This is a genomic window from Pseudomonas sp. LBUM1663, from assembly GCF_059695905.1.
In genome coordinates, this window is sequence record NZ_CP166792.1 from 2,918,668 (window position 1) to 2,936,701 (window position 18,034).

16 protein-coding genes are annotated in these 18,034 nt (G+C 59.4%); 2 read left to right on the forward strand and 14 right to left on the reverse strand.

Annotated elements, in window-relative coordinates:
• Window positions 1-84: 84 nt before the first annotated feature.
• Complete coding sequence (locus ACA075_RS13420; RefSeq protein ID WP_497298905.1) at window positions 85-1,290, forward strand: NHL repeat-containing protein; 1,206 nt, start codon at window positions 85-87, stop codon at window positions 1,288-1,290.
• Between the two features lie 154 nt (window positions 1,291-1,444).
• On the opposite strand, the gene fabI is transcribed toward ACA075_RS13420, so the two are convergent.
• The 13 genes from fabI to ACA075_RS13485 all read right to left on the reverse strand — a co-directional run bounded on the left by fabI (window position 1,445) and on the right by ACA075_RS13485 (window position 15,693).
• Window positions 1,445-2,239: an enoyl-ACP reductase FabI gene (fabI, locus tag ACA075_RS13425; protein ID WP_008152082.1), complete on the reverse strand. Its 795-nt coding sequence runs from the start codon at window positions 2,237-2,239 to the stop codon at window positions 1,445-1,447.
• 21 nt (window positions 2,240-2,260) lie between these two features.
• Window positions 2,261-3,871, reverse strand: a complete 1,611-nt coding sequence (locus tag ACA075_RS13430; protein ID WP_131062917.1) for an ABC transporter ATP-binding protein — start codon at window positions 3,869-3,871, stop codon at window positions 2,261-2,263.
• Window position 3,872: 1 nt separating this feature from the next.
• Window positions 3,873-4,892, reverse strand: coding sequence for an ABC transporter permease (locus tag ACA075_RS13435; protein ID WP_010459784.1), 1,020 nt, complete (start codon window positions 4,890-4,892; stop codon window positions 3,873-3,875).
• A 1-nt stretch (window position 4,893) separates the two neighbouring features.
• Window positions 4,894-5,967, reverse strand: coding sequence for a microcin C ABC transporter permease YejB (locus tag ACA075_RS13440; RefSeq protein ID WP_497298907.1), 1,074 nt, complete (start codon window positions 5,965-5,967; stop codon window positions 4,894-4,896).
• Window positions 5,968-5,971: 4 nt separating this feature from the next.
• Window positions 5,972-7,813 (reverse strand): extracellular solute-binding protein, encoded by a 1,842-nt coding sequence (locus tag ACA075_RS13445; protein WP_497298909.1) that lies wholly within the window; start codon window positions 7,811-7,813, stop codon window positions 5,972-5,974.
• Window positions 7,810-9,618 (reverse strand): extracellular solute-binding protein, encoded by a 1,809-nt coding sequence (locus tag ACA075_RS13450; RefSeq protein WP_497299250.1) that lies wholly within the window; start codon window positions 9,616-9,618, stop codon window positions 7,810-7,812. The genes ACA075_RS13445 and ACA075_RS13450 overlap by 4 nt, the downstream gene beginning before the upstream one ends.
• A 458-nt stretch (window positions 9,619-10,076) precedes the next feature.
• The gene (locus ACA075_RS13455) at window positions 10,077-10,307 is read right to left on the reverse strand and encodes a hypothetical protein (protein ID WP_010460746.1); all 231 of its coding nucleotides are present in this window, start codon (window positions 10,305-10,307) and stop codon (window positions 10,077-10,079) included.
• Between the two features lie 115 nt (window positions 10,308-10,422).
• Window positions 10,423-10,644 carry a hypothetical protein gene (locus ACA075_RS13460; protein ID WP_497298910.1) on the reverse strand — a complete coding sequence of 74 codons (222 nt, stop codon included), beginning with the start codon at window positions 10,642-10,644 and terminating at the stop codon, window positions 10,423-10,425.
• 71 nt (window positions 10,645-10,715) lie between these two features.
• Complete coding sequence (locus tag ACA075_RS13465; RefSeq protein WP_497298911.1) at window positions 10,716-11,756, reverse strand: DNA topoisomerase IB; 1,041 nt, start codon at window positions 11,754-11,756, stop codon at window positions 10,716-10,718.
• A 78-nt stretch (window positions 11,757-11,834) separates the two neighbouring features.
• Window positions 11,835-12,914, reverse strand: a complete 1,080-nt coding sequence (gene modC, locus ACA075_RS13470) for a molybdenum ABC transporter ATP-binding protein (protein ID WP_497298912.1) — start codon at window positions 12,912-12,914, stop codon at window positions 11,835-11,837.
• Between the two features lie 3 nt (window positions 12,915-12,917).
• Window positions 12,918-13,598, reverse strand: a complete 681-nt coding sequence (gene modB / locus ACA075_RS13475) for a molybdate ABC transporter permease subunit (RefSeq protein ID WP_219093967.1) — start codon at window positions 13,596-13,598, stop codon at window positions 12,918-12,920.
• Window positions 13,599-14,366 (reverse strand): molybdate ABC transporter substrate-binding protein, encoded by a 768-nt coding sequence (gene modA, locus ACA075_RS13480; RefSeq protein ID WP_497298913.1) that lies wholly within the window; start codon window positions 14,364-14,366, stop codon window positions 13,599-13,601. It abuts the gene before it with no gap.
• A gap of 262 nt (window positions 14,367-14,628) precedes the next feature.
• Window positions 14,629-15,693: an NAD(P)H-dependent flavin oxidoreductase gene (locus ACA075_RS13485; protein ID WP_497298914.1), complete on the reverse strand. Its 1,065-nt coding sequence runs from the start codon at window positions 15,691-15,693 to the stop codon at window positions 14,629-14,631.
• 239 nt (window positions 15,694-15,932) lie between these two features.
• Between ACA075_RS13485 and acuI the strand changes: the two genes are divergently transcribed.
• Window positions 15,933-16,916 carry an acrylyl-CoA reductase (NADPH) gene (gene acuI / locus ACA075_RS13490; protein WP_497299251.1) on the forward strand — a complete coding sequence of 328 codons (984 nt, stop codon included), beginning with the start codon at window positions 15,933-15,935 and terminating at the stop codon, window positions 16,914-16,916.
• Here acuI and ada read toward each other — a convergent pair whose 3' ends face one another.
• Window positions 16,917-17,981 (reverse strand): bifunctional DNA-binding transcriptional regulator/O6-methylguanine-DNA methyltransferase Ada, encoded by a 1,065-nt coding sequence (gene ada, locus ACA075_RS13495; RefSeq protein WP_497298915.1) that lies wholly within the window; start codon window positions 17,979-17,981, stop codon window positions 16,917-16,919.
• Between the last annotated feature and the right edge of the window lie 53 nt (window positions 17,982-18,034).

Below are 18,034 nucleotides of genomic sequence, written 5' to 3' on the forward strand. Positions count from 1 at the left end.
TGTCAAACGGATCCGGCTGTCGGGATGGATGTTTGTTGGCATTCCCCTGATTGCATGGAGCCCTTACTTCAGGAGGATAACGGCATGACAGCGCAAGCCAACACGCAGCAACAAGCACCAGGTGATGTGGATGTGGGATTTGCTGACAACGGGATGATCAATATTCCGCAAGACTCCTCTCAATGTGTCGTTGAAACATCTGCCGGGAAACTTCTTTACGTGGCTCAAAAAGGCAGTGTCTCATGGGTTTATCGAGCCATGGCTGATGGCACTTCCGATCCGACCTTCCCACCGTTCCCGTGGGACTTCGCCAAAGGTCAATTTGAAAGGACCACACGTTTACTTGCTCGAGAAGATGGCAAATTCCTGTTGATTGGTGACACGGGTAGTGACCCCTTTACCCGGCAGGCTGCGATTACGCGATTCAACGACAGAGGAGTTCCTGATTTAGTCTTTGGCACAAAAGTGTTGCCTTTACCCATCGATCCCGTCCCTCCGGGGCAGAGTTTGCAGACTTACGAACCTACGGGATGCCTCGCTGCTGACAACCATGTTTTAGTGGCCGAAAGTTACCAATTGGCTGACAACGACGGCGCAACTATCGATTCGGCGGGTAGCGTATACAGCCTTGATGACCAAGGTAATCTCGATACCGGTTTTGAAGTCAGGTTCAAGGGGCCGATTACGACGATCTATAGCATCGGCGTCCTGTCAGACGAACGCATCGTTGTGTTTGGGATTGTTGGCCATCCATCATCAGACTCGAACGCGGTCTTGGCTTGCTATAACCGAGACGGCACGTTGAACAAAACCTTCGGCATTGACGGATTTTGGGAGAACAACGATTCCACTAATTTTGGTGCGATGGTGGTGGATGATGACAAGATAATCATCGCAGTTGTCACGTCGATTAATAACGATGGCAAACGTTATATTGCCGTGCAACGAGTATTGGGTGATGGCACTTCGGATAATACCTTCAACAATGGAGCGCCGTTGGTGGTTGATCTGGGTACCAGCTTTTTAAACATCCCCTCCATCACCGTACAACCAGATAAAAAAATCGTGGTTGGAGGGAGTGAGGATTTTCCTGAGCAGAAGCTGTACTGGCTGCGCATCACAGAAGGCGGTGCGCTCGACACTTCTTTTGGTAACTCCGGGGTGGTTCGACAGCAAGCAGGCCGCGTGAATGACATTATTGTGCAACGCACCGGTAATCGAATCATCCTCGCGGTTGATCTGGACTCCGGTGCAGGTCGAGATCCGAAAGTTTTGGGTATCCTGAGCTAATAGTGTTTTTGCGCACACGCAAGCAAAACAACCCGCCAAACGAGGCGGGTTGTTTAATGGCCAAGCGCACCCAAAGGGGATTTGCTTCAGGCCTGATAATGCAGGCATAAAAAACCCGCCAGAACCGGCGGGTTTTTTATGGGCTAGCAGAAGATTACTCTTCCAGGCTACCCATCGCAGTGGTGTTGAAGCCACCGTCTACATACATGATTTCGCCGCTGATGCCGGACGCCAGGTCCGAGCACAGGAAGGCGCCGGCGTTGCCGACTTCGTCGATGGTGACGTTGCGACGCAGCGGGGTTTGCGCTTCGTTGGCGGCCAGCATCTTGCGGAAGTTCTTGATGCCGGAAGCGGCGAGGGTGCGGATCGGGCCAGCCGATACGCAGTTGACGCGGGTGCCGTCCGGGCCCAGGGAGCCGGCCAGGTAACGCACGCCAGCTTCCAGCGAAGCCTTGGCCATGCCCATTACGTTGTAGTTCGGCATGGTGCGCTCGGCGCCCAGGTACGACAGGGTCAGCAGGCTGCCATTGCGGCCTTTCATCATTTCACGGCCAGCTTTGGCCAGGGCCACGAAGCTGTAGGCGCTGATGTCGTGAGCGATGCGGAAACCTTCACGGGTGGTGGCTTCAGTGAAGTCGCCGTCCAGTTGGTCGCCCGGGGCGAAGCCGACGGAGTGCACGATGCAATCCAGGCCGTCCCACTTCTTGCCCAGCTCAACGAAAACCTTGGCGATTTCTTCATCGCTGGCCACGTCGCACGGGAAGCACAGGTCAGGGTTGGAACCCCAGCTCTGTGCAAACTCTTCGACACGACCCTTGAGTTTGTCGTTCTGATAAGTGAAGGCAAGCTCAGCGCCCTCGCGATGCATGGCGGCAGCGATGCCGGATGCGATGGACAGCTTGCTGGCGACACCGACGATCAGTACGCGCTTACCGGCGAGAAAACCCATGTGTTGCTCCTCTCTTTCAGGTTATTGCGCAGTGGCCGGAGCCAGGAAAGCGGCTTCCAGCAACTGCTGTGTATACGGATGTTGGGGGGCGGCAAAGATACTTTGCGCGTCTCCCTGTTCGACCACTTGGCCTTGCTTGACCACCATCAGCTGGTGGCTCAGCGCCTTGACGACAGCCAGGTCATGGCTGATAAACAGATACGTCAGGTTGTACTTGGTTTGCAGTGAACGCAGCAGCTCCACCACTTGGCGTTGTACGGTGCGGTCTAGAGCCGATGTCGGCTCGTCCAGCAAAATCAACGCCGGTTTTAGCACTAATGCCCGGGCAATGGCGATTCTCTGCCGCTGCCCACCGGAAAATTCGTGGGGGTAGCGGTTCCGGGTTTCCGGGTCCAGGCCTACCTCCTTCAATGCCGCAATAATCGCTTGTTCCTGTTCCGCCTCGGTGCCCATCTTGTGGATCCGCAGGCCTTCGCCGACGATCTGGCTCACGCACATCCGCGGGCTCAGGCTGCCGAACGGGTCCTGGAACACCACCTGCATCTCCCGGCGCAACGGCCGAACCTCGGCCTGCGTCAGGCAGTCTAGCTGCTTGCCTTCAAAACGGATGGCGCCTTTGCTGCCGATCAGCCGCAAAATCGCCAGACCGAGCGTCGACTTGCCCGAACCGCTTTCTCCCACAATCCCCAGGGTCTGTCCCTGGGGCAGGCTGAAATTGATGCCGTCCACCGCTTTGATGTGGTCGACGGTCTTTTTCAGAAAGCCTTTCTTGATCGGGAACCAGACTTTCAAGTCCTCGACCTGCAGCAGCGGCGGGCCGATAACGTTGGTCGCCGGCTTGCCGCTGGGCTCCGCTGCCAGCAGTTCCCGAGTGTACGGATGCTGCGGCGCGCGGAACAACTCTTCGCACGATGCCTGTTCGACGATGCAACCGCGCTGCATGACACATACGCGATGCGCAATTCTTCGCACAAGGTTCAAATCGTGACTGATCAGTAGCAATGCCATGCCCAGACGGGCCTGTAATTCCTTGAGCAATTCGAGGATTTTCAGCTGAACGGTCACGTCCAGCGCGGTGGTCGGCTCGTCGGCGATCAGCAGTTCGGGCTCGTTGGCCAGCGCCATCGCGATCATCACCCGCTGACGCTGGCCGCCGGACAATTCGTGGGGCAAGGCCTTGAGGCGCTTGTGCGGCTCAGGAATGCCGACCATCTCCAACAACTCCAGCGTGCGCTTGGTCGCCACTTTGCCGACCAGGCCCTTGTGGATGCCCAGCACCTCGTTGATCTGCTTCTCGATCGAGTGCAGCGGATTGAGCGAGGTCATCGGCTCCTGAAAGATCATCGCGATCCGGTTGCCGCGGATGTGGCGGATGGTTTTCTCCTTCAGACTCAGCAGGTCTTGCCCCGAATACTCGATGGTCCCGGACGGATGCCGGGCGAGCGGGTAGGGCAGCAGGCGCAGGATCGAATGCGCGGTCACCGATTTGCCAGAGCCGCTTTCGCCGACCAGGGCCAGGGTTTCGCCGCGCTTGATGTCGAAGCTGACGCCTTCCACCACTCGCTGACAGTGATCCCCGACGACGAATTCGACGGCCAGGTCGCGCACTTCGATCAGATTGTCCTGATTCATTTCACTTCCTCGGGTCGAAGGCATCGCGAGCGGACTCGCCGATGAACACCAGCAAACTCAACATCAGTGCCAGCACGGCAAACGCGCTCATGCCCAGCCACGGTGCTTGCAGGTTGGATTTGCCCTGGGCCACCAGCTCACCCAACGACGGCGCGCCCGGCGGCAGACCGAAGCCCAGGAAGTCGAGCGCGGTGAGGGTGCCGATGGCGCCGGTCAAAATGAACGGCATGAAGGTCATGGTCGAAACCATGGCGTTGGGCAGGATGTGGCGGAACATGATCGCCCCATTCTGCATCCCCAGCGCCCGGGCCGCGCGTACATATTCCAGGTTACGCCCGCGCAGGAACTCGGCGCGCACCACGTCCACCAGGCTCATCCACGAGAACAGCAGCATGATGCCCAGCAGCCACCAGAAGTTCGGCTGCACGAAACTGGCGAGGATGATCAGCAAATACAACACCGGCAGCCCGGACCAGATTTCCAGGAAACGCTGCCCGGCCAGATCCACCCAGCCGCCATAGAACCCCTGCAAGGCCCCGGCAATCACGCCGATGATCGAGCTGAGAATGGTCAGCGTCAGGGCAAACAGCACCGAAATGCGGAAGCCGTAAATCACCCGCGCCAACACATCGCGGCCCTGATCGTCGGTGCCCAGCAGGTTGTCGGCCGAAGGTGGCGCCGGCGCCGGGACTTTCAGGTCGTAATTGATGCTTTGGTAGCTGTAGGGGATCGGCGCCCACAGCACCCAGGCATCCTTGGCCTTGAGCAATTCACGGATGTACGGGCTCTTGTAGTTGGCTTCCAGCGGAAATTCGCCACCGAACGCGGTTTCCGGGTAGCGCTTGAGCGCCGGGAAATACCAGCCGTTGTCGTAATGCACCACCAGCGGTTTGTCGTTGGCGATCAATTCGGCGCCAAGACTCAGGCCGAACAGCACGAGAAACAGCCACAGCGACCACCAGCCACGCTTGTTGGCCTTGAACAGTTCGAAACGCCGGCGATTGAGCGGGGACAAATTCATCTCAATGCTCCCGGCTTTCGAAGTCGATGCGCGGATCGACAAAGGTGTACGTCAAATCGCCAATCAGTTTCACCACCAGCCCCAGCAACGTGAAGATAAACAGCGTGCCGAACACCACCGGGTAATCGCGGTTGATCGCTGCTTCGAAACTCATCAAACCGAGACCGTCCAGGGAGAAGATCACTTCCACCAGCAGCGAGCCGGTGAAGAAGATTCCGATAAACGCTGAAGGGAACCCGGCGATCACCAGCAGCATGGCGTTGCGGAACACATGGCCGTAAAGCACGCGGTGATTGGTCAGGCCCTTGGCCTTGGCGGTGACCACGTACTGCTTGTTGATTTCATCAAGGAAGCTGTTTTTGGTCAGCAGGGTCATGGTCGCGAAGTTGCCGATCACCAGCGCGGTCACCGGCAATGCCAGGTGCCAGAAGTAATCGAGGATCTTGCCGCCGGTGCTCAGCTCATCAAAGTTGTTTGAAGTCAGTCCCCTGAGCGGGAACCAGTCCAGATAGCTGCCGCCGGCAAACACCACGATCAGCAGGATCGCAAACAGAAACGCCGGGATCGCGTAGCCGACGATGATCAGCGAACTGGTCCAGACGTCGAAGTGGCTGCCGTGTCGCGTTGCCTTGGCGATCCCCAGCGGGATCGACACCAGGTACATGATCAGCGTGCTCCACAGCCCGAGCGAGATCGACACCGGCATCTTTTCCTTGATCAGGTCGATGACCTTGGCGTCGCGGAAAAAACTGTCGCCGAAGTCCAGGGTGGCGTAGTTCTTGATCATGATCCACAAGCGTTCCGGCGCCGATTTATCGAAGCCGTACATGTGCTCGATTTCCTTGACCAGCATCGGGTCCAGGCCCTGCGCGCCACGATAGGACGAGCCGGCCACCGAGACTTCGGCACCGCCGCCGGCAATGCGGCTGGTGGCGCCTTCGAAGCCTTCAAGCTTGGCGATCATCTGCTCCACCGGCCCACCGGGGGCTGCCTGGATGATCACGAAGTTGATCAGCAAAATGCCGAGCAAGGTGGGGATGATCAGCAGCAGTCGCCGAAAAATATACGCCAGCATCTGATTACTCCGTGCCCGCAGGGTCGGCTTGCAGTTTGGTTTCGACTTCTACCGCAGGTTTCGCATCAGGCTTGACCCACCAGGTCGTGGTGCCGATGTCGTACTTGGGAGAGACTTTCGGGTGACCGATGTGGTTCCAGTACGCCACGCGCCAGCTTTTGATGTGCCAGTTGGGGATCACGTAATAGCCCCATTGCAGCACGCGGTCCAGTGCCCGGGCATGGGCCACCAGGCTTTTGCGCGAATCGGCGTTGATCAGTTGTTCGACCAGTTGATCGACCACCGGGTTCTTGAGGCCCATGGAGTTGCGGCTGCCGGGTTTGTCGGCCGCGGCGGACATCCAGAACTCGCGCTGTTCATTGCCCGGCGAGTTGGATTGCGGGAAGCTGCCGACGATCATGTCGAAGTCCCGTGAACGCACGCGGTTGATGTACTGCGAGACATCGACCCGGCGGATCACCAGGTCAATGCCCAGGTCGCTGAGGTTGCGCTTGAACGGCAGCAGCACACGTTCGAATTCGGTCTGGGCCAACAGGAACTCGATGGTCACCGGTTTGCCGTTGGCGTCGACCATCTTGTCGTCGACGATCCGCCAGCCGGCCTCTTGCAGCAGTTGGTAGGCCTTGCGCTGCTGGGTGCGGATCATGCCGCTGGCGTCGGTCATCGGGTTCTGGAACGCTTCGCTGAACACCTGCTCGGGGATCTTGCCGCGGAACGGGTCGAGGATCGCCAGTTGATCGGCGTCGGGCAGGCCGGTCGCGGCCATTTCCGAGTTTTCGAAGAAGCTGCGGGTGCGCACATAGGCACCGTTGAACAGTTGCTTGTTGGTCCATTCAAAGTCCAGCAGCAATGTCAGCGCCTGACGCACGCGCACGTCCTGGAACACCGGGCGGCGCAGGTTGAACACAAAACCCTGCATGCCGGTGGGGTTGCCGTTGGGGATCTGTTCCTTGATCAATCGACCTTCGGTCACGGCCGGGATGTTGTAGGCGTTGGCCCAGTTTTTCGCGGTCATTTCCAGCCAGTAATCGAACTGCCCGGCCTTGAGGGCTTCCAGCGCGACGGTGTTGTCACGGTAGTAATCGGTGGTCATCACGTCGAAATTGTAGAAGCCCCGGTTGGCCGGCAGGTCCTTGCCCCAGTAATCCTTGACCCGCTCGTAGCGTATCGAGCGGCCGGCCTTCACTTCGGTCACCTTGTAGGGGCCGCTGCCCAGCGGCATTTCAAGGTTGCCCTTGTTGAAGTCGCGGTTCGCCCACCAGTGCTTTGGCAACACGGGCAACTGGCCGAGGATCAGCGGCAGTTCGCGGTTGTTGGTGTGCTTGAACTTGAACAGCACGGTGAGCGGGTCTTCGGCGACCGCTTCCTCGACGTCGCTGTAGTAACCGCGATAGAGCGGGGCGCCGTCCTTAGTCAGCGTCTGGAAGCTGAACACCACGTCTTCGGCGCGCATCGGATGACCGTCGTGGAAGCGCGCTTCAGGGCGCAGATAGAAACGCACCCAGCTGTTGTCCGGGGCTTTCTCGATCTTGCCGGCGACCAGCCCGTATTCGGTGAACGGTTCGTCCAGGCCCTGTTTGGCCAAGGTGTCGTAGATCATGCCGATGTCGTCGGCCGGTACGCCTTTGCTGATGAACGGGTTGAGGCTGTCGAAGCCGCCGAACCCGGCCTGGCGAAAGATCCCGCCCTTGGGCGCGTCGGGGTTCACGTAATCGAAATGCTTGAAGTCGGCCGGGTATTTCGGCGGCTCGTTGTACAGGGTCACGGCATGTTGCGGGGCGGCGCAGGCCAGCCCGGCGAACAGCAGACCGCTGGCCTGCAACAGCAGGGCGCTCAGGGGTTTCATCGATCCTTCTCCGAAGATTTCAGCCACCACGCGGACAGGCCCAGGGTGTAGGGCGGCGTGGTGACAAAGGCGAACCGGTTGCGGTAGGCCAGGCGGTGATAATTGAGGTACCAGTTGGGAATGATGTAGTGCTGCCACAACAAGACCCGGTCCAGGGCTTTGCCGGCGGCCACTTGTTCGTCGCGGGTTTGCGCGGCGAGCAATTGTTCGAGCAGGTGATCGACCACCGGGTTGGCGATGCCGGCGTAGTTTTTACTGCCCTTGACCCCGACCTGGCTGGAATGGAAATACTGCCATTGCTCCAGGCCCGGACTGAGCGTCTGGTTGAGCGTCATCAGGATCATGTCGAAATCGAACTGATCGAGGCGTTGTTTGTACTGGGCGCGATCGACCGTGCGCAGCCGCGCGTCGATGCCAATGCTGGCGAGGTTCTCGACGTAAGGCTGAAGGATGCGCTCAAGGTTCGGGTTGACCAGCAGGATCTCGAGTTTGAGCGGTTGGCCGTTGGCGTTCTCGATCCGTTGTCCATTGAGCTTCCATCCGGCCTCGGCCAGCAGCGCCAGGGCCTTGCGCATGGTTTCCCGGGGGATGCCGCGTCCTTCGGTCTTTGGCAGGCTGAACGGCTCGGTGAGGAGCTTGGCGGGCAACTGCTCGCGATACGGCTTGAGCAACAGCCATTCGTGACCGACCGGCAGGCCCGTGGCGGAGAATTCGCTGTTGGGGTAGTAACTCATGGCGCGTTTATAAGCGCCGCTGAACAGGGTGCGGTTGGTCCATTCGAAGTCGAACATCAGCCCCAGTGCTTCACGGACTTTGGTCTCGGAGAAGGTCGGACGCCGGCTGTTCATGAACAGGCCCTGGGTCTGCGTCGGAATCTGGTGCGGGATCTGCGCCTTGATCACGTCGCCGCGGCGCACGGCCGGGAAGTTGTAACCGTTGTCCCAGTTCTTCGCCTGGTGCTCGATGTAAATGTCGAATTCGCCAGCCTTGAAGGCTTCGAACGCCACATCGCTGTCGCGGTAGAACTCGACTTCCATGCGGTCGACGTTGTACTTGCCGCGATTGACCGGCAGGTCCTTGCCCCAGTAATCCTTGACCCGTTCAAAAATGAGCTGGCGTCCGGGGGTTACCGACGTAATGCGATACGGCCCGCTGCCCAGCGGCGGTTCGAAGGTGGTGGCCTTGAAATCGCGCCCTTTCCAGTAATGCTGCGGCAGCACCGGCAATTCACCCAGGCGCAGGATCTGCAACGGATTGCCGGCGCGCTTGAAGACGAATCGAATGCGCTGCGGGTTGAGGATGTCGACCCGCAACACTTCCTGGAGGCTGGTGCGGTACTGCGGATGACCTTCCTTGAGCAGCAAACGGTAGGAAAACGCCACGTCGTAGGCAGTAATCGGCGTGCCATCGTGGAACCGCGCTTCGGGGCGCAGGTTGAACACGACCCAGCTGCGGTCTTCGCTGTATTCCACCGATTGGGCGATCAGGCCATAACTGGAGGTCGGCTCATCGCCGGACGGCGCGTACTGGCCGGTGCCGACCATCAACGGTTCGTTGAGTTCGTTGATGCCGTATTGCAGGAAATTGGGGGTGGAAACCGGGCTGGAGCCCTTGAATGTGTAAGGGTTGAGCGTATCGAAGGTGCCAAACGCCATCACCCGCAAGGTACCGCCCTTGGGCGCTTGCGGGTTGACCCAGTCGAAGTGGGTAAATCTGGCCGGGTACTTGAGCGTGCCGAACTGCGCATAACCATGGCTTTCGCTGATCGTCGCGCTTGCGGTGGAGCTCAAGGCCAGGCTGATCAGGAAGAGGAGGAGGGGGCGCTTCAAGTCAGAGATCCGATCCAGGCGGCTTGGGCTTTGTGGGCCGTACAGTAACAGCTTGTATCGACAGGAAAAAGACAGGGGGTTAATGCGTTGTTAATTGCCGGGGTGACGGTGCGGCAGGCGCAGAACCTGTGGGGAGGGAGCAAGCTCGCTCGCCACAACTGTCATTGCAGCCACAGCTTCGAAAGCCCTCAAATCACAGGCAAAAAAAGGTCTGCATGCGGGCAGACCAGGGGTATTACTTCAAAGGAGTGGCTCACTGTAAGGCGTATGTTGTGAACGTTACGTGAAAATAGGATCGCAAAAAAAAGCCCAGCGCCAGGCCGGGTGGGGTGTGAAGCGCACGATAATCAGACAGGCACGGGTGCGGTGACGATGAAGTCGCCGTTCATGCGTCCTGAATCAGGCCGTTTCTCGAATCGCGCGTCCAGATCGAATCATCTGAACCGCGGAAGAGGCGGGTCGACAGGTTTTAACGAAGACAAGGTGTTTCGAATCAGTGGCGCGTCTTTTTCGATGTCGTTCAGGCGGTCGCGAATTCTGAGGGCTGTCGGGTGCCCCCCTTGATGATCCACCCAGTCGGCAATCTCCTTGCAGGCTGCGGCAAGTCGAGCTTGGCGGGAGTCGAGCAGGGTAAGCAGGGTGGTGATGGACTCTTTTTCGGACATGGCAAACACCTCCGTTCAAGAAACCTGACAAATAGCAGCAAAAAGCCCGCTGGGTGCGAGCTTTCTGCCGATGGGGTCACTGGTCCTTCAGCTGATTTCAGTATAGACCCGGACTTCAGGCCTGTCGGGCCGTCACTTGGGACCTGGCATTGAGCTGCTGGCATTCACGTCGGGCATCTTCTTCAAGATCGAAGCCGTCACCAATGAAGCCCTGGGTGCGGGTGTCGGCGATGCGAAACCAGACTTCAGCGTCGGGTGGCGGGTGGCCGGCTTCTCCGGCCCGGCGGCCATGAATGATGATCTTGTTGCAACGCTTCACAACGAAAATGTCTTCCATGGCGTCACCGCAGCTGATTCGTATCCACATCAACTATAGAAGTTCTTTGTGATCGTGCAAAAAATGGACAGTCAGTTCGTCGGTTCGGCCGCCGCGATCATTTTTTCCAGAAACATGGCCAGTCCGACTTCCTCCGCCCTGAGGCCTTTACGCAGCCTCGGCCGGGGCAGTTGGGCCAATGCGCCGAGCATAAAACCTTCGAGCACCGCCGGGTGGATGTAGCACTTGCGGCACACCGCCGGGGTGTTGCCGAGTTGCCTGGCAACGTTCTTGACCATCTCGACCACATGCCGCTTCGCGTCCGACTCAGGCTCCCACTGCAACTCGCGCAGCACCGACAATGCCAGGGCGCTCCCGGCCCAGGTGCGGTAATCCTTGGCCGTGAAGTCGGCGCCCGTGAGGGTTTTCAGGTAGGCATTGACGTCTGAGGAGCTGACGGTGTGTCGCTCACCATTTTCGTCCAGGTATTGGAAGAGGTCTTGCCCGGGAATCTCCAGGCAGCGCTTGATGATGCGCGCCAGGCGTCGGTCTTTCACGGTGATCTGGTGCTCGACACCACTCTTGCCGCGAAACTGGAACAGGATCGCGCTGCCGTTGACCTCGACGTGACGGCTGCGCAGGGTGGTCAGGCCATAGGAGCGATTTTCCCGTGCGTATTGGGTGTTGCCGACCCGGATCAGCGTCGCATCGAGCAAGGTAATCACGGTGGCCATGACTTTATCTCGGCTGAAACCCGGAGCGTCCAGCAGCGTTTCAAGCTGTTTGCGCAGTTTCGGCAGCGCCAGGCCAAAGTCCCGCAGGCGTGAGTATTTGTCGACATCGCGCACTTCGCGCCAACGTGCGTGATAACGGTATTGCTTGCGACCGCGAGCGTCACGTCCGGTGGCTTGCAAATGGCCACGTGGGTCGGCGCAGATCCAAACATTGGTATAGGCCGGCGGCACGGCAAGGGCGTTGAGGCGTTTGATTTCGTCAGGATCGGTAATGCGTTTGCCCGCCGGGTCGAAGTAGCAGAATTTTCCACGCAAGAGTTTGCGGGTGATTCCAGGCTGCGTGTCATCGACATAGTGCAGGTCGGGTGGCAGCACATCGGGCAGCGCGGTATCGGACATGGCGAGAGATCCTTGGCGATGAAGTCAGGGGGCCTGTACAGCCATTGACCGCGCCCGCTCGCCGTGGTGCCGAAGAATTTAAGCCAGCACGGCCACCGCTTTAATCTGCGCCCAGAGTTGCTGGCCGGGGTGCACGCCCAGTTGGTCCCGGGAGTAGCGGGTGATGCGCGCCAGCAGCGGCGTGCCGGCAGCATTCAGGCGGATCAGCACGTGGGCGGCGTTATCGGCGCCGATTTCACTGATCACCGTGACCGGCAAGCGATTGAGGATGCTGCTGTGCTCGACGCCTTGCAGGCTCAGGCTGACATCCCGTGCCTGGACCTTGCAACGCAGTGCCTGACCTTGGGTCATCGGAGCGTGCGCCACCCGAATGCTCAGGTCGGTATCGGGCAGTTGCAACGTCAGTAACTGATAGTGCGGGTCATAGGCACTGACATGGCCTTCAATCACCACGCCCGCATCGTCGCCCAGCGCCAGGGGTAAATCGAGTCGCGCCAGGGTTTCGCCGATAGGTCCGCTGGCCAGTGCCTTGCCGTCGCTGAGCAGGACGATGTGGTCGGCCAGTCGGGCGACCTCATCCTGTGAGTGGCTGACGTACAGCACCGGGATATCAAGTTCATCGTGCAGGCGTTGCAGGTAAGGCAGGATTTCGTTTTTGCGCTGGCTATCCAGCGCCGCCAACGGTTCGTCCATCAGCAACAGTTTCGGGCTGGTGAGCAGCGCGCGGGCGATGCCGACTCGCTGCCGTTCGCCGCCGGACAGGTGCTGCGGATGGCGGTCCAGCAGGTGACCAATGCCCAGCAGTTCAGTGGCATGCGCCATGTCGACCCGGCGTTGCGGCTTGGGGATGCGCTTCAGCCCGAATTCCAGATTGGCCAGCACCGAAAGGTGAGGAAACAGGCTGGCCTCCTGAAAAACATACCCCAGCGCACGTTTATGCGGCGCTACGAAAATCTTCTTGTCACTGTCCTGCCAGACTTCATCGTTGACCTGAATAAAGCCCTGTTCGGCCTGCTCCAGACCTGCGATACAGCGCAGGCACGTGGTCTTGCCTGAACCGGAATGGCCGTAAAGTGCAGTCACTCCGCGGCCGGGCAATTGCAGATCCACCTTCAGGGTGAACCCCGAATAACTCAGTTTCAGGCGCGTATGAATCATCGATCAGCTCCAGCCCGCTTTGGTTTTACGGCTGGAATAGAGCGCCAGCAATACGGCAAAGGAGAACACCAGCATCGCCCCGGCCAGCCAATGGGCCTGGGCATATTCCATGGCTTCAACGTGATCGTAGATCTGCACCGAGACCACGCGGGTCTTGTCGGGAATGTTGCCGCCGATCATCAGTACCACGCCGAATTCGCCGACGGTGTGGGCGAAACCGAGAATGGCCGCGGTGATGAAGCCGGGCCTGGCCAGCGGCAGAATCACGCTGAAAAAGGTGTCCCATGGATTAGCGCGCAAAGTCGCAGCCACTTCCAGCGGGCGGGAGCCAATGGCAGAAAAGGCGTTTTGCAGCGGCTGGACCACGAACGGCATCGAGTACAGCACCGAACCGATCACCAGACCCGCAAAACTGAATGTGAGCGTGCCGAGTCCCAATGACTGGGTGAATTGGCCGACAAAGCCGTTAGGGCCGAGGGCCAACAACAGATAAAAGCCAATCACCGTGGGCGGCAGGACCAGGGGCAGGGCGACGATTGCCCCGACCGGGCCGCGCAACCACGAGCGGGTGCGCGACAGCCATAACGCAATCGGAGTGCCGATGATCAACAGGATAACCGTCGTCAGGGACGCCAGTTTCAGGGTCAGCCAGATGGCGGAAAAATCGGCACTCGTCAGCGTCATTTAGAGTTGGTAACCGTAGGACTTGATAACAGCGGCGGCTTTCGGCCCCTTGAGGTAGTCAACCAGCGCCTTGGCGGCCGGGTTGTCCTTGCCCTTGTTGAGGATCACCGCGTCTTGTTTGATCGGGTCGTGCATGTCGGCCGGAACGATCCAGGCCGAACCGCCGGTGACTTTGCCGTCTTTGTAGATCTGCGACAAGGCCACGAAGCCGAGTTCAGCATTGCCGGTGGAAACGAACTGAAAGGCCTGTGTGATGTTCTGGCCTTCAACGAGCTTGTCCTTGACCTTGTCGGTCAGGTCCAGTTTGGCCAGCACCTGAGTGGCGGCAAGGCCATAAGGCGCGGCTTTCGGGTTGGCGATGGAGAGGTGCTTGTATTCGTTCTTTTTCAGCACATCGCCCTTGGCGTCGACGTAACCTTCCTTGGCTGACCAAAGTGCCAGCGTGCCAATGGCGTAGGTGAAGCGCGAACCCTTGACGGTGTCGCCTTCAGCTTCGAGTTTTTGCGGGGTGGTGTCGTCGGCCGAGAGGAACACTTCGAATGGCGCGCCATTCTTGATCTGGGTGTAGAACTGGCCGGTTGCACCGAAGGAGGTGACCAGTTTGTGTCCGGTGTCTTTTTCGAAATCGGCGGCGATGGCCTGGATCGGCGCGGTGAAGTTGGCGGCGACGGCCACCTGGACTTCGTCCGCCTGGGCGGAACCGAAAGCGAAGACGGCGAGCAGGCTTGCGAGGCAGGTCGGGGCAAAACGTAAGGCACGCAGGGTCATGAAACGGCTCCGTGATAGGCGAATGCAACGAGGGAGTGAAACGCTATATATCGGAATATATAGCGAAATGCCTGCAAACGGAATGTGTCGGTACCGAGATTGCTCGGGACCTGTTGCCCACGGCGAGGGGATTTATCCCCGTTGGGCTGCGAAGCAGCCCCCTGTGTCCGTTCAAACAGTGAACTGTCAGGATTGACGACTGCTACGCAGCCGAACGGGGATAAATCCCCTCGCCACAAGGCTGCTGCTACAACAGCGTGACTTACCGACGGAGTAACTTGGCCAAACCTTCCTCCGCCAGTCGCCGAGTCAGCTGCGCCGTGCTCATTTCAACGCCCAACGTGAATGCCTGCCCAGCCCAGAGATTGCTGAAATCCGCTTCACCCTTGGCCCGCAACGGCATCAACGCACCACCGGCCAATGGGAAGGCCGGGGCTTTATCGCTCATGGGTCCGAGTTCGCGCATCACCCGATTGAGGATTCCTCGTGCCGGGCGGCCGGTGAAAAGATTGGTCACTGCCGTCTCGCTTTCCTTGGCCGTGCGCAGTGCCTTGTGGTGAGACGCGCTGACCTTGGCCTCTGGCGTGAACAGGTAAGCCGTCCCCACCTGCACCGCCGAAGCGCCCAACAGAAAAGCTGCCGCCACCCCCCGCGCATCGCTGATCCCGCCCGCTGCAATCACCGGCACTTTCACCGCATCGACGACTTGAGGCACGAGGGCGAATGTGCCCACTTGGCTGCTCAAGTCATCGCTGAGGAACATCCCGCGATGTCCACCTGCCTCGTAGCCCATGGCGATGATCGCGTCGCAGCCATGTTGTTCCAGCCAGACGGCTTCTTCGACGGTAGTCGCCGAGGAGAGAATTTTCGCGCCGGTGGCTTTTACCCGATCCAGCAGTGATTTTTCCGGCAGGCCGAAGTGAAAACTCACGACTTCGGGGCGGAAATCTTCGAGCACATCGCAGGCGGCGTTATCGAAAGGCGCGCGATTGGATACTGGAGTGGGCGCTTCGAAATCGACGCCCAGTTCCCGATAGTACGGTTCCAGCAAATGTTTCCAGTCCCGAGCGCGTTGCTCATCGGCCGCTGGCGTCTGATGGCAAAAATAGTTGATGTTGAACGGTCGCTGGCTGTGTTGGCGGATGGTTTTCAGCTCTTCGCGCAACTGCTCGATGCTCAGCATCGCAGCGGGCATCGAGCCCAGGCCGCCGGCGTTACTCGCAGCGATGACCATGGCCGAGCCAGTAGCGCCGGCCATGGGAGCCTGGATGATCGGCAGTTCGATGCCGAGCAGGTCAAGAATACGGGTGTCTGGCCATTGGCTCATTTCAATGATTCTCCGACGGGTAGAACCGGTTTTTTACCAGCAATGGTTGACGCAGAGCCAGTCGACTTTTGTATCCGGGACGTTTTCCGTTATTCCAGGCCCCCACAAAAAAAGGCATAGCCACACGTCATGGAAACGCTCGGCGCTTTGTTCGTTTGGCTAAAGTCTTGTACGGCGAGATGTTTCTTTGTGTTATTTCAATGCCCCCACAACCGGATTGATTCCATTGAGAGGCAATGATGTTCAAAGGTATTTTGATCGACAAAGACGACAGCGGTTACCGGGCCACACTGCAAGAGATCAATGACGATCAACTGCCCGAAGGCGATGTGACGGTGCGCGTCGCGTATAGCACGCTGAACTTCAAGGATGGCCTGGCGATCACCGGCAGCAGCCCGGTGGTCAGGAAATTCCCGATGGTGCCGGGGATCGACCTGGCCGGTACGGTCGAAGTCAGCGAGCATCCGGACTACAAGGTCGGTGACCAGGTCCTGCTCAATGGTTGGGGCGTGGGCGAAGGGCACTGGGGCGGACTGGCGCAAAAAGCACGTCTGAAGGGCGACTGGCTGATTGCGCTACCCAAGGAGTTCACCGCGGCTCAAGCCATGGCAATCGGTACGGCCGGTTACACGGCGATGCTGTGCATCCTGGCGCTGGAACATAACGGTGTAACGCCTGAGCAGGGCGAAGTCCTGGTCACCGGTGCCAACGGCGGCGTGGGCAGTTTCGCCATCGCGCTGCTAAGCAAGCTCGGCTATAAAGTCGTAGCGTCCACGGGCCGCACCTCAGAGCACGATTACCTCAAGCAATTGGGTGCCAGCGAAATCATTGATCGCGCGACGCTGTCCGAGCCGGGCAAACCGCTGGCCAAGGAGCGCTGGGCGGCGGTGATTGACTCGGTCGGCAGCCACACGCTGGCCAACGCTTGCGCCAGCACCAAGGCCAATGGCACGGTCGCCGCCTGTGGTCTGGCACAAGGCATGGATTTCCCGGCCTCCGTCGCGCCGTTCATTTTGCGTGGCGTGACGTTGGCCGGGATCAACAGCGTGACCCAACCCAAAGCCAAGCGGGTGGAAGCCTGGAATCGGCTGGCCAAGGATCTGGACTTCGCGTTGCTGCCACTGATCAGCCATGAAATCGGCTTGAGCGAAGCCATCGACGCCGCGCCGCGTTTGCTCGCCGGGCAATTGCGTGGGCGGGTTGTGGTCGATGTGAATCGCTGATTACAAGGTTTCGCGTTCAAGCAACTGACGCTTACGCTCGACACCCCAGCGATAGCCCGAGAGGTTGCCGTCGCTGCGCACCACGCGGTGGCACGGGATCGCCACTGCAATACTGTTCGCGCCGCAGGCCTGGGCCACGGCGCGCACGGCTTTGGGCGCACCAATACGTTGAGCGATATCGGCGTAGCTGGCGGTGCTGCCCGCAGGAATCTCCCGCAGCGCCTGCCAGACCCGTTCTTGAAAAGCGGTGCCGCGCACGTCCAGCGGCAAGTCCAGACCAATCGCCGGGGCTTCGATAAAACCGACCACCTTGGCAATCAATTGCTCGAACTCGTGATCGGCGCCAATCAGATTGGCACGCCGAAACTTGTCCTGTAGATCGCAGACCAGTTGATGCGGATCTTCCCCCAACAGAATCGCGCAAACGCCACGTTCACTTTGCGCCACCAGAATCGCGCCCAAGGAACACTGGCCAACGGCAAAACGGATGTCGTTGTTCTGGCCCGCCGCGCGGTAATCCCCCGGCTTCATGCCCAGCAGATGATCGGCCGATTCATAGAAGCGGCTGTTGGAGTTGAAACCGGCGTCATACAGGGCGTCGGTGACCGAGCCGCCGTCGGCCAAGCGTTCGCGAACCTTGCGTGAGCGATGGGCTGTGGCGTAACCCTTGGGTGTCAGCCCTGTCACCGCTTTGAATACGCGATGGAAGTGGAAGCTGCTCAGGCCCGCTGCCTGTGCCAGTTCATTTAACGCAGGCGGATTTTCGGCGGATTCGATGTGGCGGCAGGCGGCAGCGACGGTTGCCGCGTGTTGTGCGGCGACGTCGCTTTGATCTTTTGTGGCCCGTTTACTCGGACGATAACCCGCCGCTCGGGCTTGTTCCGCCGTGTCGAAAAATTCGACGTTCTGCGGTTTCGGCAAGCGCGCCAGGCTGCTGGGGCGGCAATAGATTCCGGTGGTTTTCACGGCATAGACAAACTGCCCGTCGGCGCCGGGATCCCGTGCAACAACGGCGGCCCAGCGAGGATCGTCCTCGGCGGCAATGTTTGTCGAATGAGTTGTCATGGCTTCATGTCCGTTGACCCGTTTTTTTCAGATTAACCAGCCCGCAACGCCGC